At 59.6% G+C, this 18,719-nt stretch carries 20 protein-coding genes; 9 read left to right on the top strand and 11 right to left on the bottom strand.

The window, feature by feature from the left end; translation table 11 throughout:
• Positions 1–113: 113 nt before the first annotated feature.
• The 8 genes from G5306_RS14290 to G5306_RS14255 all read left to right on the top strand — a co-directional run bounded on the left by G5306_RS14290 (position 114) and on the right by G5306_RS14255 (position 6,590).
• On the top strand, positions 114–1,685 hold the full coding sequence (locus tag G5306_RS14290) for a cytochrome ubiquinol oxidase subunit I (RefSeq protein WP_216978458.1): 1,572 nt from the start codon (positions 114–116) through the stop codon (positions 1,683–1,685).
• Positions 1,685–2,824, top strand: a complete 1,140-nt coding sequence (cydB, locus tag G5306_RS14285) for a cytochrome d ubiquinol oxidase subunit II (RefSeq protein ID WP_421313041.1) — start codon at positions 1,685–1,687, stop codon at positions 2,822–2,824. The genes G5306_RS14290 and cydB overlap by 1 nt, the downstream gene beginning before the upstream one ends.
• A 16-nt stretch (positions 2,825–2,840) precedes the next feature.
• Positions 2,841–2,951, top strand: a complete 111-nt coding sequence (gene cydX, locus G5306_RS14280) for a cytochrome bd-I oxidase subunit CydX (protein WP_005337572.1) — start codon at positions 2,841–2,843, stop codon at positions 2,949–2,951.
• A gap of 120 nt (positions 2,952–3,071) precedes the next feature.
• Positions 3,072–4,031, top strand: coding sequence for an MBL fold metallo-hydrolase (locus G5306_RS14275; RefSeq protein ID WP_042081514.1), 960 nt, complete (start codon positions 3,072–3,074; stop codon positions 4,029–4,031).
• A complete protein-coding gene (locus G5306_RS14270; RefSeq protein WP_236367004.1) occupies positions 4,024–4,353 on the top strand; it encodes a hypothetical protein in 330 nt (109 codons plus the stop codon). Before G5306_RS14275 ends, G5306_RS14270 begins: the two co-directional genes overlap by 8 nt.
• Complete coding sequence (locus G5306_RS14265) at positions 4,341–5,198, top strand: DUF692 domain-containing protein (RefSeq protein WP_421313040.1); 858 nt, start codon at positions 4,341–4,343, stop codon at positions 5,196–5,198. The genes G5306_RS14270 and G5306_RS14265 overlap by 13 nt, the downstream gene beginning before the upstream one ends.
• Positions 5,191–5,985, top strand: coding sequence for a putative DNA-binding domain-containing protein (locus G5306_RS14260; protein WP_421313039.1), 795 nt, complete (start codon positions 5,191–5,193; stop codon positions 5,983–5,985). The genes G5306_RS14265 and G5306_RS14260 overlap by 8 nt, the downstream gene beginning before the upstream one ends.
• Positions 5,982–6,590, top strand: coding sequence for a DoxX family protein (locus G5306_RS14255; RefSeq protein WP_005337566.1), 609 nt, complete (start codon positions 5,982–5,984; stop codon positions 6,588–6,590). Before G5306_RS14260 ends, G5306_RS14255 begins: the two co-directional genes overlap by 4 nt.
• Positions 6,591–6,706: 116 nt before the next feature.
• Here the strand turns inward: G5306_RS14255 and G5306_RS14250 are convergent, their stop codons facing one another.
• From G5306_RS14250 to G5306_RS14220, 7 genes are all read right to left on the bottom strand, one after another.
• A complete protein-coding gene (locus G5306_RS14250; RefSeq protein WP_144715507.1) occupies positions 6,707–7,378 on the bottom strand; it encodes an NAD(P)H-dependent oxidoreductase in 672 nt (223 codons plus the stop codon).
• 155 nt (positions 7,379–7,533) lie between these two features.
• Positions 7,534–8,712 (bottom strand): MFS transporter, encoded by a 1,179-nt coding sequence (locus tag G5306_RS14245; RefSeq protein ID WP_319919893.1) that lies wholly within the window; start codon positions 8,710–8,712, stop codon positions 7,534–7,536.
• 550 nt (positions 8,713–9,262) lie between these two features.
• Entirely contained in the window at positions 9,263–10,066 is an 804-nt protein-coding gene (gene dkgB / locus G5306_RS14240; protein WP_421313038.1) for a 2,5-didehydrogluconate reductase DkgB, read from the bottom strand.
• Positions 10,067–10,131: 65 nt separating this feature from the next.
• Positions 10,132–10,428, bottom strand: coding sequence for a putative quinol monooxygenase (locus G5306_RS14235; RefSeq protein WP_064336428.1), 297 nt, complete (start codon positions 10,426–10,428; stop codon positions 10,132–10,134).
• A gap of 210 nt (positions 10,429–10,638) precedes the next feature.
• Positions 10,639–11,229: a HEPN domain-containing protein gene (locus tag G5306_RS14230; protein ID WP_082044030.1), complete on the bottom strand. Its 591-nt coding sequence runs from the start codon at positions 11,227–11,229 to the stop codon at positions 10,639–10,641.
• Positions 11,230–11,494: 265 nt separating this feature from the next.
• The gene (locus G5306_RS14225; RefSeq protein ID WP_227342406.1) at positions 11,495–11,857 is read right to left on the bottom strand and encodes a VOC family protein; all 363 of its coding nucleotides are present in this window, start codon (positions 11,855–11,857) and stop codon (positions 11,495–11,497) included.
• Complete coding sequence (locus tag G5306_RS14220) at positions 11,844–12,242, bottom strand: DUF6404 family protein (protein ID WP_421313037.1); 399 nt, start codon at positions 12,240–12,242, stop codon at positions 11,844–11,846. Before G5306_RS14220 ends, G5306_RS14225 begins: the two co-directional genes overlap by 14 nt.
• A 195-nt stretch (positions 12,243–12,437) precedes the next feature.
• Between G5306_RS14220 and G5306_RS14215 the strand changes: the two genes are divergently transcribed.
• Entirely contained in the window at positions 12,438–13,340 is a 903-nt protein-coding gene (locus G5306_RS14215; protein ID WP_421313036.1) for a LysR substrate-binding domain-containing protein, read from the top strand.
• Positions 13,341–13,510: 170 nt separating this feature from the next.
• On the opposite strand, the gene G5306_RS14210 is transcribed toward G5306_RS14215, so the two are convergent.
• The 4 genes from G5306_RS14210 to G5306_RS14195 form a co-directional block, all read right to left on the bottom strand.
• On the bottom strand, positions 13,511–13,744 hold the full coding sequence (locus G5306_RS14210; RefSeq protein ID WP_421249557.1) for a hypothetical protein: 234 nt from the start codon (positions 13,742–13,744) through the stop codon (positions 13,511–13,513).
• 193 nt (positions 13,745–13,937) lie between these two features.
• Positions 13,938–15,914, bottom strand: a complete 1,977-nt coding sequence (locus G5306_RS14205; protein WP_421313035.1) for a methyl-accepting chemotaxis protein — start codon at positions 15,912–15,914, stop codon at positions 13,938–13,940.
• Between the two features lie 217 nt (positions 15,915–16,131).
• Positions 16,132–17,634, bottom strand: coding sequence for a glycerol kinase GlpK (gene glpK, locus G5306_RS14200; RefSeq protein ID WP_421313034.1), 1,503 nt, complete (start codon positions 17,632–17,634; stop codon positions 16,132–16,134).
• Between the two features lie 54 nt (positions 17,635–17,688).
• On the bottom strand, positions 17,689–18,537 hold the full coding sequence (locus G5306_RS14195) for an MIP/aquaporin family protein (RefSeq protein ID WP_005350866.1): 849 nt from the start codon (positions 18,535–18,537) through the stop codon (positions 17,689–17,691).
• Between the last annotated feature and the right edge of the window lie 182 nt (positions 18,538–18,719).

Below are 18,719 nucleotides of genomic sequence, written 5' to 3'. Positions count from 1 at the left end.
CAACTGTTATAGGTGTAATTCAATATAACTGCATCTGTTATAGGTGTCATGCTCCGTGATGTACTTGTCACGCACGAAACGTGCAAGGCAAATACAACAAAAGAGAGTGACGCATGATCAATCCGGATGACGTGGTCAGCCTGTCTCGCCTGCAATTTGGCGCCACGGCCCTGTTCCACTTCCTGTTTGTGCCCCTCACGCTGGGGCTGTCCTGGATCCTGGTGATCGCCGAGTCGGCTTATGTGATGACCGGCAAGGTGATCTATCAGGACATCACCCGCTTCTGGGGTAAACTGTTTGGCATCAACTTCGTCATGGGGGTCACCACGGGGATCACCATGGAGTTTCAGTTCGGCACCAACTGGGCTTACTACTCCCACTATGTGGGGGACATCTTCGGTACCCCGCTGGCCATCGAGGGGCTGATGGCCTTCTTTCTCGAATCGACCCTGGTGGGGCTCTTCTTCTTCGGTTGGGACAAGCTCTCCCGCGGCAAGCACCTGCTGGTGACCATGCTGGTGGCGCTCGGCTCCAATCTCTCGGCGCTCTGGATCCTGATCGGCAACGGCTGGATGCAAAACCCGGTGGGGGCCGAGTTCAACCTGCTGACCCAGCGCATGGAGCTGGTGGATATCGCCGCCGTGCTGTTCAACCCGGTGGCGCAGGTGAAGTTCGTTCACACCGTCGCGGCGGGCTATGTGGCGGCCTCCATGTTTGTGATGGGGGTGAGCAGCTGGTATCTGCTGCGCAAGACCGAGGTGCAGTTTGCCCTGCGCTCTTTTGCCATCGCCTCCGGCTTCGGACTGGCGGCCATCCTCTCGGTCATCGTGCTCGGGGATGAGTCGGGCTATCGCACCGGCGAGGTGCAGAAGGTGAAGCTCGCCGCCATCGAGGCGGAGTGGGAGACCGAGCCGGCACCAGCTTCCTTTACCCTGTTCGGCTTCCCGGATCAGCAGGCGCAGACCACCCATGCCGCCATCAAGATCCCGTATCTGATGGGGATCATCGCCACCCGCTCCATCGACGAGGCGGTGACCGGCCTCAAGGATATCAAGGTGCAGAACGAGGCACGCATTCGCAGCGGCATGGTGGCGGCAGAGGCCCTCGACCAGATCCGTCGGGGCGATGACAGCCCGGCCAACCGCGCTCGCTTCGAGCAGCACGGCAAGGATCTCGGCTACGGCATGCTCCTGACCCCCTATGCCAGCAATATCGCCAAGGCCGGTGAGGCAGAGATTGCCAAGGCGGTCGATGACTCCATCCCGCCGGTGGCACCGCTGTTCTGGGGCTTTCGGGTGATGGTGGGGCTTGGCGTCACCATGCTGGGGCTGATGGTAGTGAGCTTTGTCCAGCTCTGCCGCAACCGGCTGCAAGACTCACCGCGCCTGCTCAAGACCCTGCTCTGGAGCATTCCGCTGCCCTGGATTGCCATCGAGGCGGGCTGGCTGGTGGCCGAGCTTGGCCGTCAACCCTGGACCATCAGCGACGTGCTGCCGGTCTCGGCCTCGGTCTCTTTGCTTCAGCCGGGCCAACTCTGGTTCAGCCTCATCGCCATCTGTTCCATCTACACCCTGTTGCTGGTGGTGGAGCTGTTCCTGTTGCGCCATGTGATCCGCAAGGGGCCCGCCATTCTCCATACCGGCCGCTACAGCGGTGAACAACCCGAACTTGCGAGGATCGCCTGATGGATTACGCAACCCTGAAACTCATCTGGTGGGCGCTGGTGCTCTTCATGATGGTCGGTTTTATCGTGATGGATGGCTTCGATCTCGGCATCGCCATGCTGCTGCCGGTGGTGTCGAAAGATGACGATGACCGCCGTCTGGTGATCAACAGCGTGGGGCCGGTGTGGGAGGGTAATCAGGTGTGGCTGATTGCCGGTGCCGGCGCCCTGTTTGCCGCCTGGCCGCTGGTCTATGCCGCCGCCTTCTCGGGGCTTTACATCCCCATGGTGGTGCTGCTGCTCGGGCTCTTTCTGCGTCCGGTCGGTTTTGACTATCGCAGCAAGCTGGCCGATCCGGTGTGGCGCTGCTGGTGGGATCGGGCGCTGGTGGCCGGTGGCCTGATACCGGCGCTCATCCTCGGTGCGGCTATCGGTCTGGTGATGGAGGGGCTGCCGTTTCGCTTCGACACGGCGCTGCGCCTGCACTACGGCGCCTTCGACTTCCACTGGGGCTGGCTGCTCTCGGTGCTGGCCACTGCCATCAGCCTGTTGCTGCTGCACGGCGCCGGTTTTCTGCAAGCCAAGGTGACCGGCACCCCTGCGCTGCGGGCTCGGGGGATCGCCATCCTGCTGGCCCCGCTGGTGAGCCTCTGCTACCTGCTGGCCGGCTGGCATCTGGTGGATCTGCAAGGGTTTCAGCTGATCGGTGTCGGCACACAACCCTTTGACCCGAATGCCGCCATCAGCCCGCTGATGAAGGGGGTGATCCCCCACGCCGGAGGCTGGCTGCGCAACTACTTTGACTATCCGCTGCTGTGGCTGGTGCCGATCATCGGGACGCTGGCGCCGCTGGTGAGCGGGATTGCCTCCTGGCTGGAGCGGGGCCGAATTGCGCTGCTGGCCAGCGCCATCGCCTGTGCCGCCATGCTCTGCTCGGTGGCCATCGCCCTGTTCCCCTTCGTGCTGCCTTCATCCCTCGATGCGGTCAGCAGCCTGACCCTGTGGGACAGCACCTCCAGCTACAAGACCCTGGCCATTATGTTCGGCCTCGTGCTGGTGCTGATGCCGATCAATCTGGGCTATACCGGCTGGGTCTATCGAGTGGTGCGCGGCAAGCTCGACCGTGCCCGCATCAAGCGCGACAGCCATCAACTCTACTGACCTCAAGGGATCTGCTATGTGGTACTTCACCTGGATTTTGGGCCTCGGATTCGCCCTGCTGCTGGGCTTGTGCAACCTGCTCTGGCTGGAAGCGCGCTGGCAGGCGGACGAACGGGACGGTAACTGACGGCGGGGGCTCGCGCCCCGCCATGGCCGGTGGCTGGCGTTCACACGTCGCCATCGGCCATCTCTCCCCCCTCTTTAAACGACACACTTTCAACCGACAACCAACCGACAGGTAATTGTGATGAAACAGAGATTGAAAGCGGTGGCGCTGGCCATCGGGTGCGCGCTCACCGTCGCCCCGGCCTGTGCCGAACCGGTACAACTGACGCCACTGGATAAAACCTTCACCCTGCAGGTGCTCGGCAGTGGCGGCCCCATCTCCGACGACCTGCGTGCCTCCTCCAGCGAGGTGATCTGGTGGAAAGGGAAATCCCGCATCCTGATCGATGCCGGTGGCGGCGTCTACCTGCGCTTCGGCCAGGCGGGGGCCAAGCTCGAAGAGGTCGATTTTATCGGCATCACCCACTTTCACACCGACCATGTGACCGACCTGCCCGCCCTGCTCAAGGGGGCCTACTTCTTCGAGCGCAGCGATCCGCTGGATCTGGCGGGGCCAGAGGCCGGCTCGGCCTTTCCCAGCATGAGCGGCTACTTCGATGCCCTCTTCAACAAGGACAAGGGCGCTTATGCCTACCTGAGCGGCTTCAAGGATGGCACCGATGGCCTCTTCCCAATCACCTTGCACGATGTGCCCTACCAGAGCCCGCAGCCTCACACAGTCTATCAGCAGGATGGGCTGACCATCACCGCGCTCGGCATTCCTCACGGTGACGTGCCCTGTCTGGCCTATCGCATCGAGAGCGCCGAGGGGACCATCGTTATCTCGGCGGATCAGAACGGCAGCAACCCGGCCTTTGTGCCATTTGCCAAGGGGGCCGACATTCTGGTGATGCCGCTCGCCATCCACGAAGGGGCCGACCCTGTCTCAGCCTCGCTCCATGCCAAGCCATCTGTGGTGGCCAAGATTGCCGCCGAGGTGAACCCCAAGCTGCTGGTGCTCAACCACTGGATGGGGGTCGGCCTCAATCACAAGAAAGAGGCGATGGCCATCGTCAAACAGCAGTTCCACGGCCAGATCGTGGCCGCCCGCGATCTCTCCAGCTATCCCGTTTCATCCGTCAAGGAGTCCGCCCATGAGTAACCCAAGCAGCAACAAAACCACCGGCAAACTGACCCTCTCCATCGCCATGACCAGCCTGATTGCCCTGACCCCGGGACTTGCGCTGGCGGCCACCCCGAGCGATGCGCCGGTGAAAGCCGCCCCCAGCGAACAGCACGGCGGCAAGTGCGCGGCGGGCAAGTGCGGCACCGAGAAGCGCTTTGAAAAGCAAGCCCTCGACAGTGATCCACAGGGGCGGCTGGTGCGCGCCCGCGATGGCAAGTGTGGCGTGGCGGGCGAGGGGATTGATGGCAATACATCCAGCCAGGGCAGCAAGATGACGGAGGGGGTATGCGGCCAATAAGCTCCCGCAGTCGGGGGATCGGGCTGCGTCAGGAGCATCTGGATGCGCTCTGCGCCGGCCCCGTCCGCCCCGGCATCGACTTTCTCGAGCTGGCGCCGGAGAACTGGATGGCTATCGGCGGCGCCAGGCGGGCGCAGCTGCATCAGCTGGCCGAGCGTTACCCGCTGGTGGCCCACGGCCTCAGCCTCTCCCTCGGCGATTGCCAGCCCCTCAATCGCACCCTGCTCAGCCAGATCCGCACCTTTCTGGACGAGTTCGGCATCGGGATCTATAGCGAGCACCTGAGCTTTTCCCGCGACCAGCAGGGGTATCTTTACGAGCTTTTACCGGTGCCGCGCCAGTGGGAGAACATCCCCTATCTGGCAGAGCGGATCGCGCAGGTGCAGGAGGCGCTGGCCCGCCCGCTGGTGCTGGAAAATATCTCCTACTACCACGGCTATGACCACGAGATGCCGGAGGAGGATTTTCTCGCCGAGCTGGTGGCGCGCAGCGGCTGCGAGCTGTTGCTCGATATCAACAACGTCTTTGTAAACAGCCGCAACCACGGTTACTGCCCCAAGCGGATGATCGCCGGGCTGCCGGGCAGTGCGATCCGCTATTTCCATATTGCCGGTCATCTGGAAGAGGCGGATGGCACCTTGCTGGATACCCATGGTCGTCCGGTCTGTGAGGCGGTGGTAGCGCTGGCCCGTTATACGGTGCAGACCCACGGCCTGCGCCCCCTGCTGCTGGAGCGGGATCACCATCTGCCACCGCTGGCAGAGCTGGAGGCCGAGCTGGCGCGGGTGCACGGCGCCTGTTGCGAGGCGATAGACCGTCAGGTGCGGGAGGTGCGTTATGGATAGACGGTTATCCCTGATCACTGCGCCTAAAACGGCGCCGCAGCGGATGCAGCAGCAGACCGCCTGGCTGGCGAGCCGGGTGCGGCTGCCGCAGGATGGCATCGCCAGCCACTATGCCCGCAGCGTGCGCGCCAATGTGGAGTCGGTGCTGGAGAGCGCGTTTCCGCTCACCCACGCTCACTGGGCACCGGTGGACAGGTGGCAACTAGTGGAGGGCTTTGTCATCGCGCACGGCTCCGAGGCCCCCGAGTTTCACCATATCGCCACCGAGTTTGTCCGCTATGTGCAGCATCGCCACGGCGAGGGCTCTCTCAACTGGCCCAGGCAGCGGTTGGCGCTGCTGGAGTACGAGTGGGCCTGCCTCTGTGTCGAGATTGATGAAGGGGTAGTGCCGCAAGTTATATCGGGGGTTGAGGTGACGCCGGAGAGTTCGCTTGTGCTCAACCCTACCCTGCAACTGCTTGAACTCCCCTTTGCCATTCGTCGCAGCGGCGTGGTGCCGACCCGGCAGGGCAACCACTTCTATGGCCTGTTTCGCAGCCCGGAGCATCAGGTGGTGACCCAGCGGCTGCGCGAATGGGATGTGGCGCTGATCCAGTTGCTGCAACAGCAGCCGGGGATCACTCAAGCCGCGTTCAAGCAACAGGTGCAACAGGTTCGCCGTGATTTTGATCTGACAGGGTGGGCACGCCATTTTCACCGGCTGGGTCTGTTGACCTTGTCCGTTGGCGAGCGCCAGTCCGGCACCCCCTTGCCCCCATTTAGCAAACACCAAGGAGAATTCCCATGAACAACACCCTGATCCAGTGGTACGAGCGGGCGGTGGCCCAGTGCAAGCGGCTCGATTTTCTGGCCCTGCTGGCCATTCGCCTCTATCTCATTCCGGTCATCTATGTGGGGGCCCACTCCAAGGTGATGGGCTTTGCCGGCACGGTCGCCTGGTTTGGTGCGCCAGTCTCGGAAGGGGGGCTCAACCTGCCGTTCCCGACCCTGCTCGCCTTTCTGGCGGCGGGCACCGAGGTGCTGGGCTGCATCTGCATTGCCCTTGGCCTCTTTACCCGCATCATGGCCATTCCCACCATCTTCCTGATGAGCGTGGCGAGCGCCATGGTGCACTGGAAGCACGGCTGGGATGCCATCGCCACCGGCAGCATGGAGGCCACTGTGCGCCTCAACGGCTTTATCGAGTGGCTGGCCGCCAACTTCCCCGGTCGCTACAACTACATCACCGAGCTCGGGGATCCCGTGATGCTCAACAACGGGATGGAGTTTGCCGCCACCTACTTCGTGATGCTGCTGGTGCTGCTGGTTTACGGCGGGGGCCGCTACGTCAGCCTCGACTACTGGCTCAAGCGTGCCGTGACCGGCAAAGCAGGCGTGCAACAGGCGGCATAAGGCTTGCCCACGGATAACAAAAACCATAACGACAGAGCGTGAAAAACAGCGAGCGGCCGGGGGCCGCTCGCTGTTTTTGTGCTTTGGGGGGGGGAGAGTGTCAGCTGCGTCAGCCGTTACTGGTAGCGGCCAACCGCGATGGGGGACTCCTGCTCAATCTGGCCAAGGCGCTCGGCCCACTGGGCGAGCCAGGCTTCCCGCTCTTCTTGCGAGACCCGCACCGGGGCATAGCAGATATGGGGGCGCAGCACGTCAAAGCCGACAAATTGCAGGATCCCGCGCTGGATGGGGCGCAGCACCCCGTCAATATCGCCGTTGAAGCCGTCGGGCAGATAAGTCTCGGCGGGACCGCCGGTGGTGAGGCTCAGCAGCGCCCGCTTGCCGCGAAACTTGCCGCTCTCGTAGATATGGCCTTGACCATAGACCCGCCCCATGGCAAAGACCCGATCCACCCACCCCTTGAGAATGGCGGGCAGGCCAAACCACCAGAGCGGGAACTGGAAGATCAGCAGATCGGCCGCCTCCAGCTTTTGCATCTCCTGCTCCAGCTGCGGGGCGAAGCTGCCCTGCTCGGTGGCAGCCAGCTCTTCGAGTTGCAGCTTGAGAAAATCGGGATCGCTGGCGGCAGTGAAGTTGCGCCGATCCGAGACGGGATCAAAGCCCATGGCATAGAGATCGCTGGTCATCACTGTGTGACCCGCCTGCTCCAGCGCCCTGATGGCGTGGCAGAAGAGGGCTCCGCTGAAACTTTTCGGTTCAGGATGGGCATAGACAATAAGCACCTTCATAACAGACTCCGTGGCAAATGATGCGAGGGTGACAGGCTTGGTTACTGAAACAGTTGCTGAAATAGTTGCCAGCTTAACGCTGTGTCACAGCATAGAAGCCTGCCGCGCCGATTGCAGCAGGCGCCACGCTCTTGCGTGACGCCTGCTGGCGCAGCTTATGCCTGACAGGCGGCGAGCCGGAGGGCTTCGCGGCGCTCGCTGACATGGGTCAGCCCGTAGGCCAGCAGCACGATAAGGGCGCCGATCCAGGGGGTGTGCATCAGGCCGAGGTGCTCCACCACCAAGCCACCGACTACGGAACCGAGCGCAATGCCGACGTTGAAGGCGGCAATATTGAGGCCCGATGCCACATCCACCGCCTTGGGGGTGTGCAGCTCGGCCTGCTTCACCACCAGTACCTGCAGACCCGGCACGTTGCCGAAGGCAAAGGCGCCCCACACCAGCACGGTGAGCACCGCCAGCACCGGATGGGGTGCGGTGAAGGTGAGGGCCAGCAGCACCAGCGCCAGACCGGCAAACAGCAGTTTCAGTGCGGGCAATGGGCCCATCCTGTCGGCCAGCTTGCCGCCCCAGATATTGCCGACGGCAACCGATACCCCGTACACCAGCAGGATCAGGCTCACCGCACCGGCGCTAAAGCCGCTCACCTGCTGCAGGATGGGGGCGAGGAAGGTGAAGGCCGTGAAGGCGCCGCCATAACCGAGTGCGGTTTTGGCGTAGACCAGCAGCAGCGGCTTCTTGGTCAGTACCGAGAGTTGCTCGCGGATGGTCGAGGCCGCCCCCTTGGGCAGGTTGCTCGGGATCAGCAGCAGGCTGCCCACCATGGCGACGAGGCCAAGCAGGCTCACCACCAGAAAGGTTTCACGCCAGCCAAAGACCTGACCAATCCAGGTGCCGAGCGGTACGCCGGTTACCAGTGCCACGGTAAGGCCGCTGAACATGATGGCGATGGCGCTCGCCGCCTTCTCTTTGGCCACAAGACCCGTGGCGATGGTGCTACCCACCGAGAAGAAGACCCCGTGCGCCAATCCGGTCAGGATGCGGGCCACGATCAGGCTCTCGTAACCGGGGGCCTGCCAGGCCAGCAGGTTGCCGGCGGTAAAGAGCGCCATCAGCCCTACCAGCAGCCACTTGCGCGGCACCTTGCCGGTCAGCGCCGTGAGCACAGGGGCGCCGATGGCTACGCCAAGGGCGTAGAGGCTGACCAGCAGGCCCGCCGAGGGGAGCGAGACATTGAGCTGCTCGGCGATGGTGGGGATAAGCCCCACAATCACAAATTCAGTGGTGCCGATCGCAAAGGCACTCAGGGTAAGGGCAAATAACGCCAGTGGCATAACAACTCCTTGGTTAGGGACTCCCGACGGGAGAATGGCGCCAGTATGCCGAGACAGTTTGTTGGCAAAAATGATGGTTACATCAAATTACTTTTGCCAAATAAGCAGCAATGGCGATGAGTAGGAGGGGAATGGGAGAGACAAGAGTGGCCGCAAAGAGGGGGGAAGAGAGATGAGATCGAAGTGACTGGAAAGCAGAGACAAAGCGTGTTGAGCGAGTAGGGTATAAAGAGGAAACGGGGGCGGGGGTAATGGAAGGAGACAGGGTTGGCTGAACCTGCTGTGCGTGGGGGAATGAGCAACGAGTGAGATGAAAGGGCAAAAAAAGCGGGAGGCATGATACCTCCCGATTTTGCTGAAAAATGTCGTTGAGCGTTATTTGCACCCTTCTCCCCTTGTGGGAGAAGGGTTAGGGATGAGGGGAAGGTCGCTTGCCCCCTCACTCTGACCTTCTCCCGTCGGGAGAGGGGATAGTTCGCAGTTGCAATAGGCTCGTGAGAGTTGCCGGTATCCGCCGTCGAAGCAAGAGAGCCCATGTCTCCCTTCCCGTTTAATCCCAATCCGGGGCAAAGTCCGGGTTGGCGCAGCGCTCGCCCCGATCCAGCGTGGCGATGGCGGCCATCTCCTCGCTGCTCAAGGCGATATCGAGAGCGGCCAGATTGGCAGCCTGATTCTCCCGCTTGGTGGAGCTCGGGATCACTGTCATGTCCTGCGCCAGCAGCCAGGCCAGCGACACCTGTGCAGCCGATACCCCGTGGCGCTGGCCAATCTCCATCAGCAGCGGCTCGCTCAGCACCTTGCCATAGGCGAGCGGCATATAGGCGGTGACGGCGATACCGTTGGCTTTGCAGAACTCGACCACCTTGCGGTTTTGCAGCAAGGGATGAACTTCGATTTGCTGGTGGGCGATGGCCCCCGGCCCCAAAATCTCGATAGCTTGTTTGAGCTGGGCCACGGTGAAGTTGGAGACCCCGATCTCCCGGGTCAGGCCCCGGGCCTTGGCCTCGGCCAACTGCTCCAGATAGACTGCCATCGGCACCTCATCCTTGGGGGAGGGCCAGTGGATCAGCGCCAGATCCAGATAGTCGGTGCCCAGTTTTTCCAGGCTCACCTCAAGGCTCGGGATCAGCTTGCCCGGGCCGAACTCACTGGTCCACACCTTGGTGGTCAGGTAGATCTCGTGGCGAGCAACAGTGCTGCGGGTCAGCACGGCGCCGACCTCGGCTTCATTGTCATAGATCTGGGCGGTATCGATATGGCGATAGCCCAGCTCCAGACCGTTGGTCAGGGTGGCAAGCAGCGGCTCGCCCTTCAGGCGGAAGGTGCCCAGACCCATGGGTGGCATATTGATCATCTTGTTCCTCAATGGGGTGGTGGTTGGCCCTTGATGGGCTAAGTGGAAAGTGGCACAGGGGCCAGTCAGGCGCCCAGCGGCTGATAGCGGCGAATGGTGCTGCTGGCAAACCAGGGCTCGGCCTTGGCGACAAATTCGGTAAAGTGGGGTTGGCCCTGATGGGCGGTGAGGGCCGCCTCGCTCTCCCATACCTCGTAGAGCATCCAGCTGTGTGGATTGTCCAGATCCTGATGCAGCTGATAGCGCTGGCAGCCCGCCTCTTGCAAGGTGGCCGCAATCAGCGGCTCAAGGGCGGCGCGAAACTGGGCGGCGAATTCGGGTTTGGCTTCAAGCTGGGCAATCACAATCACGGGTGATGACATCTGAACCTCCTTGGCAAAAACGAAGGGTCAGTATGCCTGCCGTGACTTGCTGGAAACAGGGCGCTGGTTGCAAAACAGTATTGAGGGGAGAGCAGCAATGGGATCCGATAAATGACACCGACAAAGTCGGTGTCAAGTGATAGTTAGAGCTGTATAGACTTGCGTAGTTATTATGGAATAGCCAAGATACAGCACTTTTTTTTCAGTTGTTTAGCTTGATATCTGATGCTGTCTCTCAAAAACAGAAGCATGGTGCTGATCTATCTTTTCATTGACATAGTTGTCGGTGGCCTTCACCAAGTCTTTTATAAATCTGATTACTTTTTCAAGTTCGTCACGTTTAATCAAATGAGCTGATGGAATTCCTGAGTTTATAGGTTTTGATCGATGGGCTGCATCCCCACGCTTCTTAATCCATTGATTCAATGTTGATCTGGCTTTATCTGGCTCGTAATTTGACCACCGCCACCCTTCAGTGACATCAAACCCTAAATAGTCTTGAAAAATTCGTTTTGTTTTATCGGAGCTAGGGTTGTGGAATGTTTTCAAATCTGTATGAAGTTTTTTTAATATAAAATCACCAAGATAGCTACCTTGAACAATCGCAAGCTTTTTATGCATTTCTTCGACAACACGATCTTCTACATAGGTTTCCCATGCAGTGAGTGCCATTACAAGTCCTGCTCGTTTTAGTACTTCGCTGTTTGGTGGAGGTGGGTTTGCATTTACACTATCAAAATGGGCTAATAACTCTTCAGCATCCTTTATTGCGTATTCAAATCCTTGAATTGCTTTTGACATAATCCCTTCCAGATAAAACGGTATTTAAATATTGTATGGTTGGTATTCAATGTATGGATATGAAAAACATATATACAAGAGCAGCATCATGCTAATAACAAACATTAGCATTGAATGTCGATGATACTTCATTGTTTCCAAAGAATTGCATCGGCAAGATCACAAAACAAGTTATTAATTAGTATTTTTAGATATTTGTAAGAGATCACGGCTGATTATGGATATTGTTGGGGCGCATCGTGTGGATGCTTCTCCCACTAACCCATCACGCACAAGCCGGTTCAGCCCAGACGGCAAACTCATTGCCGCTGGGCTCAACGAAGTGGAAACGACGGCCACCGGGAAAATCGAAAAGAGGGCGGTTGATGATGCCTCCGTGTTGGCTCACCTTGGCTTGGGTCGCTTCAATATCTGCGCTGTAGAAGACCAGCAGGGCGCCGCCCTGATCTGTCAGGTTGCACTGATCCGCCCGATAGAAGCCGCCATCCAGCCCCTCATCGGCAAAGGCGCAGTAGTCGGGGCCGTAATCGACAAATTGCCAGCCAAATACGGCCTGAAAGAATGCCTTGGTAGCGGCAAGATCTCGCGCAGCAAACTCCACATAGTTCAGTTTTTCATGGGCTTTCATTCAGTTCGTCTCCCTCATCATCAGCATCGCTGGGCTCAGCAAGTTGTTCCCACGGGGTCAGTGTAAGCTGCTTGTGCCGTAGCCAGAGGACACTCGCCATAATGAGGCCGATTAATCCCGCAAAAATGGCGGTTTGACGTAGAGCAAATAGCAGATCCATCCCCATGGGTTGCCAGCTGAAAAACCACAACAGAATGCTCCAGATCAGGCCAAGGCCGATGCCAAATACCAGAAAGTTGGTTAGCCAGCCCTCGTACTGAGGCGGTTTGACAGACCAACCCAGTTGGCGCAACAACCAGAACAAGGGGGGATTGTAGTTGGCATGCCATACCCCCTTGTTAGCCAGCTCCTGATGGGCGGCGGCCAGCCGTTCTTCAAATGTCATGTTATTCATCCTTGTGAAATTAAAGGTGCCATACGGTGCTTTTTAGGCTGCATTGTACTGACAAATCGCGAGCATGATGTGGGCTCGTGGTCACGTTCTTTCTCTGTAGAAAAAAAGAACTGGCCTCACCGCACGCTTGCCAATCCACAGCAGCTACGCCTATAAAGACTCATTACTCTTGTCCGGATAACAGCAATGAAGACCCATTCTGATGAACTGACCCTGTTTGTGGCGGTGGTGGAGGCGGGCAGTTTTCGCCAAGCGGCGGAGAACCTCGGCATGGATAACTCGGTGGTGAGCCGTGGCATCAAGCGGCTGGAGGAGAAGCTCTCCACCGTGTTGCTCAATCGCACCACCCGCCGTGTCAGCCTGACCGAGGAGGGGAGCTGGTTCTATCAGCGGGCGGTGAAGATCCTGACCGAGATGAGCGAGGCGGAGGGGCATCTGCTGATGCGCCGGGAACAACCCGAAGGGGTGTTGAGAGTCGATGCCGCTACCCCCTTTATTCTGCACCGGCTGGTGCCGCTCATCGGCGAGTTTCGCCACCGCTACCCCGCCATCGAGCTACAGCTGCACAGCTCGGAGGGCTTTATCAATCTGATGGAGCGGCGGGTGGACATGGCTATCCGCATCGGCGAGCTGACCGACTCCTCCCTGCGCGCGCTGCCGCTGGGCCGTTCGCGGCTGCGGCTGCTGGCCTCTCCCGCTTATTTGAGCGAGCGCGGCACCCCGCGCCAACCGGCGGATCTGCTGAGCGGTCACGAGCTGCTCGGCTTTTTGCATCCCGATCACCTCAACCACTGGCCGCTGCTAAGTGCCGAGCAGGGGGATCGTTTTGCCATCACCCCCAGCCTGCGTGCCAGCAGCGGTGAAACCTTGCGTCAGCTGGCGCTGGCGGGGCAGGGGATCGTCTGTCTGTCGGATTTCATGACCGGGCCGGATCGGGAGAGCGGCGCGCTGGTGGAGGTGCTGGCCCGCAGCAACAGTGGCGCCTCGCGCCCCATCAATGCGGTCTTCTACTCCGATGCCCAGCGGGATATCCGGCTGCGGGTCTGGCTCGATTTTCTCAAAGAGCAGCTGGGCAACCATACCCTTTAGTGCAGGTTGGTTTGTGCGGTTTGTTTGAACGGTTCGTCGCTGCGGTTTGCTGATTGAAGAACAAGTGCGCCTTCGTTGCGGTCAATCAGCATTAGCCAGGCGGCAGATACACAGACGGCCGACTTGAGAGTTGGCTACCGGTTCGGGAAGGTGTGTGAGGTGAAGCGCAGTTAGCGGGGTAGTTTGCCCCATACCCTGCTGAGCAAGGCGCCGCCGATCACCGGCGGAATGGCCAGCAGCAGGGTCCACTGCCAGGAGAGGCCGCCGACGGTGGCGGCCAGTACGATGCTGGTGAGCACCACCAGTTGGGCCACCATCATCAGGAAGGTGCCTTCGCGGGGGGTCAGGGTCTCTTTTTGAGTGGCGACGTGAGCTACGGGCGCTTGAGTGGTGGTGGGTTTCATGGCGATATCCCTCTGTTGAGTCTGATATCACTAAGCAATGGCTGTTCCACATTTTTTCATGTTAATAATCAATGTGTTGTGCTCTTGCTCGTCATTCCCGTTTCGAGAGCGCAGGCAAAATGATTTGCAAAATGAAAACGCCACCCTGAGGTGGCGTCTTGGTTATTGAGAAGAGGAGGGGGAAGCGCCGGGCCTAGCCAATCCGGTATTGGCGGATCTGCTCGTCGATGGCTTTGGCCAATTCGAACAGTTCGCGGCTGGCGGCATTGCTCTCCTCTGCGTGTTCACGCTGATGCTCGGCCACCATGGCGAGCTCGTCAAGCGCAGCTCTGGCTTGCCCCATCTGTTGATCCTGAGCTTGTGCCAGCGCGCTGATTTCGTTGAGTTCCCTTGCTGTCTGGTTAATTTGGCTGGTGGCATCGACCAGCACCTCTCTGGCCTGATTCATCCGGCTATAGCCCTCTTCGCTCAGGGTGTGGGAGCCTGCCATCGAGCTGCTGGCCTGCCGGGTACCCTCCTGCAGACGCAAGATAAGATCCTGCACATCCTTGGTGGCGGTCTGGGTGCGCACCGCCAGTTGGCGCACCTCGTCGGCCACCACCGCAAAGCCCCGCCCCATATCCCCCGCACGGGCCGCTTCGATAGCCGCATTGAGGGCCAGCAGGTTGGTCTGGTTCGAGACATCGCGGATGAGGTTCATGATCTGGGTGATGTTGTTGCTGTCCCTGACCACCTCTTCAAGCAGCGCGGACGAGGTGCCGATGCTGCTGCGCAAAGTATCGAGACGATCGGCACTCTGGATCACATCCTGTTCGACACTGAGCATGTGGTCAGCGATGCGCCGGGTCACGTCGCTGACCCCCTCGGAACGGCTGGCGATCTGCTCGGCATTGCTGCCGATGGCAGCGACTACATTGGTCAGTTCTTGGATGCTCCTTGCCTGCTGGCACGCTTCTCCCGCCAGTGCCTGCGCCTGATGAAGGGTTTGCGAGGATTGGGCGGAGAGGGCACTCCCCGATTGTTGGAAGCGGGAGAAGCTCTGGTTAAGACTCTGGATCAGCCGGTTGAAGCTCTGGGCCATCTGGCCCAGCTCCGACTCGTCGGAGAAGTCGAGGCGGGTCGCCAGATCCCGATCGGCGGTGATGTGGTGCATGCCATCGGCAGCCTGACGAATCGGGCGACTGATGGAGTGAGCCAACCAGGCGGAGGCCAGCATCGCCAGAGTGCCGATGGCGAGCGACACCATGATGATGAGCTGGCGTGACTCATGTAATCCCTCTTCCAACTCGGCGCTGTTGATCTCGCCAATCAGCAGCCGGTTGAGGGTGGGGATGTAGCGTACAGCAAGAAGGTAGGTTTCTCCCTCCAGCGTCAGTGCCTCAACTGCCACCTGTTCCCCAGCCTTGGGGATAAGCCGTTTGACGGTATCGAGAAAGGATTGTTGATGGTGAGCGGCATCTTTTTGCTCCAGTGCGGGGTGGATCTCGATATTGCCTTCCATGTCCGCCAGATAGACCTGACCGCTCTTGCCGATCCGATAGCTGCTGATGAGCTTGCTCAGGGTGCTCATGTCGATGGAGGTACCGGCCACCGCCAGGGTATTGCCCTCGTGGGTGACGGCGGTATTGATATAGAGGGAGGCACGCTGGTTGAAATCGGAGATGTCGAGGTTCAGTTCGTAAGGTTGATTGCGCTGGAGAAAACCGTAAAACCACTCATCTTTCGGGTCTGACTCGCTCAGCGCTTTCTGGGCGGTGGGGCCGTCACTGAAGTTGAGCAAGGTGTTGGTCTGGCGAGGGGCAATAAAGACGTTACCGCCGAGACGTCGTTGCAGAGCCTGAAAGTAGCGCTCCATCTCGGGCCACTCAGCTTCTGGCATGCCAGCGGTCAGCCAGTCGATGACGAAGCTGTTGCTGGCGAGCGCTTGCGCCTCGGTCAGGTGCTGGGTCAGCTGGGCGGTCAGCTGGTTGGCAATGCGGTCCACACTGCTTGGCAGCTCATAGCGTTCGACCCGCTGCTGTGCCTGCGTGTGGGATATCTGCTCGAGGATCAGGGTGATGCAACTGATGGCGATAACCATCAGTATCGCTACGCCGGAGAGGATCCGGGTGCGGATCCCGAGCCCTGACCAGAGTGAGTGCAGTGTAAAACGGTGTATCGCCCTCTCCATATTTCTCTCCTCCATAAAGAAAGGCCGCATATGCGACCCAGATGATGATTATAGATAGAGAACTCAATTGTGTTGTGACGGTTGGTGAGAACAAGATTCACCAGATAAAAACAGGGGGAGAAACGGGAGGGGAGGGCCGGCAAGGGGTAGACAAAAAGAGGCCGACGTGATGGTCGGCCTCCTTGGTGTTTATCTCAACGGAATGTCGGGAGCCCGATCAATCCTCTTCAGCCCAACGGCGTGAACGCTCAACCGCTTTTTTCCAGCCGTTGTAGCGCTTGGCGCGATCGTCTCTGTCCATCTGCGGGATGAACTCGCGGTCCACGCTGAACTTGTCTTCCAGCTCGTCGGAGCTCTTCCAGAAGCCGACTGCCAGACCCGCTAGGAAGGCGGCGCCCATGGCGGTGGTCTCGATGCGGGTCGGACGCACCACAGGGGTGTGCATCATGTCAGCCTGGAACTGCATCAGGAAGTCGTTGGCCACGGCGCCGCCGTCTACTTTCAGCGCTGCCAGCTTGATGCCGGAGTCTTGCTGCATGGCATCCAGCACATCGCGGCTCTGATAGGCGATGGATTCCAGCGCGGCACGGATGATGTGGTTGCGGTTGGCGCCACGGGTCAGGCCGACCATGGTGCCGCGAGCATAGGGATCCCAGTAGGGCGCGCCTAGGCCGACGAAGGCCGGTACCAGATAAACGCCGTTGGTGTCACCCACCTTGGAGGCGAAGTAGTCGGTATCGCGGGCATCGTGAATGATCTTCAGCTCGTCACGCAGCCACTGGATGGTGGCGCCGCCCATAAACACCGCACCTTCCAGCGCGTAGTTCACTTCCCCTTTCGGGCCGATGGCAACGGTAGTCAGCAGGCCGTTGCTGGAGCGAACCGGCTCGGTGCCGGTGTTCATCAGCATGAAGCAGCCGGTGCCGTAGGTGTTCTTGGCCATCCCTTTTTCAAAGCAGAGCTGGCCGAACAGGGCAGACTGCTGGTCACCGGCGATACCGGCGATGGGGATGCGGGAGCCGCCACCACGGGTGGTGTAGCCGTACACTTCGGAAGAGGGTTTCACTTCCGGCAGCATGGACATGGGGATGCCCAGCTCGTCCAGCATCTTCTGATCCCACTTCAGCTCGCGGATGTTGTAGAGCATGGTACGGGAGGCGTTGGTCGGGTCGGTGACGTGCACTTCGCCATTGGTCATCTTCCAGACCAGCCAGGTGTCGATGGTGCCGAACAGCAGCTCGCCGTTCATCGCCTTCTCGCGGGCACCTTCCACGTTGTCGAGGATCCACTTCACCTTGGTACCGGAGAAGTAGGCATCCAGCACCAGGCCGGTGTTCTCGCGAACATACTCTTCCAGACCGCGTACTTTCAGCTCTTCGCAGATGGCGGCGGTGCGGCGGCACTGCCAGACGATGGCGTTGTAGATGGGCTTGCCGGTGGCCTTTTCCCATACCACTGTGGTTTCACGCTGGTTGGTGATACCGATGGCGGCGATCTCTTCGCTGCGAAGGCCGGTCTTGGCCAGCACTTCGGTAAAGACGGAGGATTGGGTCGCCCAGATCTCCATCGGGTCGTGCTCTACCCAGCCCGCTTTCGGGTAGTGCTGGGTGAATTCGCGCTGGGAGGTACCGACAATATTGGCATCCTGATCAAACACGATGGCGCGGGAAGAGGTGGTTCCCTGGTCCAGAGCGACGACATATTTCTTTTCAGCAGACATGATGTTCTCCACGTTTCTATTTTCCACGTTTTTATACGTTGGAGGGGGCCGCTCTTATGCGGCAGCCTCTTCTTTGGCGGTTTGGGTCGCTTGCTCGGTGGTGACGACACGGTTGCCCGGGACGCAGGGAGCCAGCACTTTGACATACAGAGCGGTACCAATCTGGGCGCCAACGATGGGGCCAAGGATCGGAACCCAGAAGTAGGGGTTGTCACGACCACCGGTCAGGGCAACATCACCCCAGCCAGCAAAGAACGCGAACAGTTTCGGACCAAAGTCACGGGCCGGGTTCATGGCAAAACCGGTTAACGGGCCAAGGGAGGCACCGATCACCGCGATCAGGATACCGATCAGCAGGGCGGCAGCGAAACCCTTGGGGGCGCCGTTGTTGTTGTCACCCAGCGCCATGATGCCCAGCATCAGGACGGCGGTGATCACCAGCTCGACGGCAAAAGCTTGCATGTTGGTCAGCAGGGCATTGGGGTAGGTGGAGAAGATCCCGGCGGTGCCGAGGCTCTCGACACTGCCGCGCACCACGTTATGGGTCACTTCCCATTGGGTGAAAAGGTTACCATAAAGGAAGTAGACAAGGGCGGCGAAGCAGAAGGCACCGGCCATCTGGGCGATGATGTAGGGCACCACCTTGCGCTTGTCGAAACCGCAGAAGGTCATCAGCGCCAGGGTGACGGCCGGGTTCAGGTGGGCACCTGAAATACCGCCGGTCACATAGATGGCGATGGCCACGCCCAGACCCCAGGTAATGGAAATTTCCCACTGCCCGAAGTTGGCGCCTGCCAGCACCAGTGCCGCCACACATCCGACACCGAAAAATATCAGCAGGCCGGTTCCGATAAACTCGGCGATGCACTCGCCAAGCAGGGTATTGGGTCTTTGTATGCTCATACTTTTATTCCTTATATCCACCCGTAGAGGTTTGATGTTCCGTTCTATCTTTTTGTGTCTATCCGTTGCTGCCGAAAACGTTTCCTTGTTGTTTTTGCGTCTTGCGCAAACGATATGCTCGTTTGCGCTCGTTATCGGTCGTGACAGAAAATAACCCTTCCCGCTAATTTCACCATCCCCCC

Source organism: Aeromonas sp. 603404 (assembly GCF_049171775.1).
Classification (GTDB): domain Bacteria; phylum Pseudomonadota; class Gammaproteobacteria; order Enterobacterales; family Aeromonadaceae; genus Aeromonas; species Aeromonas veronii_A.
The sequence above is the reverse complement of the archived record's forward strand: the minus strand, read 5'-3'. Positions and strand labels throughout refer to the sequence as shown.

What these genes read in the sequence shown, in the direction of transcription:
- G5306_RS14290 (WP_216978458.1), top strand. Translation starts at nt 114, where the DNA reads ATGATCAATCCGGATGACGTGGTCAGCCTGTCTCGCCTGCAATTTGGC.
- cydB (WP_421313041.1), top strand. Translation starts at nt 1,685, where the DNA reads ATGGATTACGCAACCCTGAAACTCATCTGGTGGGCGCTGGTGCTCTTC.
- cydX (WP_005337572.1), top strand. Translation starts at nt 2,841, where the DNA reads ATGTGGTACTTCACCTGGATTTTGGGCCTCGGATTCGCCCTGCTGCTG.
- G5306_RS14275 (WP_042081514.1), top strand. Translation starts at nt 3,072, where the DNA reads ATGAAACAGAGATTGAAAGCGGTGGCGCTGGCCATCGGGTGCGCGCTC.
- G5306_RS14270 (WP_236367004.1), top strand. Translation starts at nt 4,024, where the DNA reads ATGAGTAACCCAAGCAGCAACAAAACCACCGGCAAACTGACCCTCTCC.
- G5306_RS14265 (WP_421313040.1), top strand. Translation starts at nt 4,341, where the DNA reads ATGCGGCCAATAAGCTCCCGCAGTCGGGGGATCGGGCTGCGTCAGGAG.
- G5306_RS14260 (WP_421313039.1), top strand. Translation starts at nt 5,191, where the DNA reads ATGGATAGACGGTTATCCCTGATCACTGCGCCTAAAACGGCGCCGCAG.
- G5306_RS14255 (WP_005337566.1), top strand. Translation starts at nt 5,982, where the DNA reads ATGAACAACACCCTGATCCAGTGGTACGAGCGGGCGGTGGCCCAGTGC.
- G5306_RS14250 (WP_144715507.1), bottom strand. Translation starts at nt 7,378, where the DNA reads ATGAAGGTGCTTATTGTCTATGCCCATCCTGAACCGAAAAGTTTCAGC.
- G5306_RS14245 (WP_319919893.1), bottom strand. Translation starts at nt 8,712, where the DNA reads ATGCCACTGGCGTTATTTGCCCTTACCCTGAGTGCCTTTGCGATCGGC.
- dkgB (WP_421313038.1), bottom strand. Translation starts at nt 10,066, where the DNA reads ATGATCAATATGCCACCCATGGGTCTGGGCACCTTCCGCCTGAAGGGC.
- G5306_RS14235 (WP_064336428.1), bottom strand. Translation starts at nt 10,428, where the DNA reads ATGTCATCACCCGTGATTGTGATTGCCCAGCTTGAAGCCAAACCCGAA.
- G5306_RS14230 (WP_082044030.1), bottom strand. Translation starts at nt 11,229, where the DNA reads ATGTCAAAAGCAATTCAAGGATTTGAATACGCAATAAAGGATGCTGAA.
- G5306_RS14225 (WP_227342406.1), bottom strand. Translation starts at nt 11,857, where the DNA reads ATGAAAGCCCATGAAAAACTGAACTATGTGGAGTTTGCTGCGCGAGAT.
- G5306_RS14220 (WP_421313037.1), bottom strand. Translation starts at nt 12,242, where the DNA reads ATGACATTTGAAGAACGGCTGGCCGCCGCCCATCAGGAGCTGGCTAAC.
- G5306_RS14215 (WP_421313036.1), top strand. Translation starts at nt 12,438, where the DNA reads ATGAAGACCCATTCTGATGAACTGACCCTGTTTGTGGCGGTGGTGGAG.
- G5306_RS14210 (WP_421249557.1), bottom strand. Translation starts at nt 13,744, where the DNA reads ATGAAACCCACCACCACTCAAGCGCCCGTAGCTCACGTCGCCACTCAA.
- G5306_RS14205 (WP_421313035.1), bottom strand. Translation starts at nt 15,914, where the DNA reads ATGGAGAGGGCGATACACCGTTTTACACTGCACTCACTCTGGTCAGGG.
- glpK (WP_421313034.1), bottom strand. Translation starts at nt 17,634, where the DNA reads ATGTCTGCTGAAAAGAAATATGTCGTCGCTCTGGACCAGGGAACCACC.
- G5306_RS14195 (WP_005350866.1), bottom strand. Translation starts at nt 18,537, where the DNA reads ATGAGCATACAAAGACCCAATACCCTGCTTGGCGAGTGCATCGCCGAG.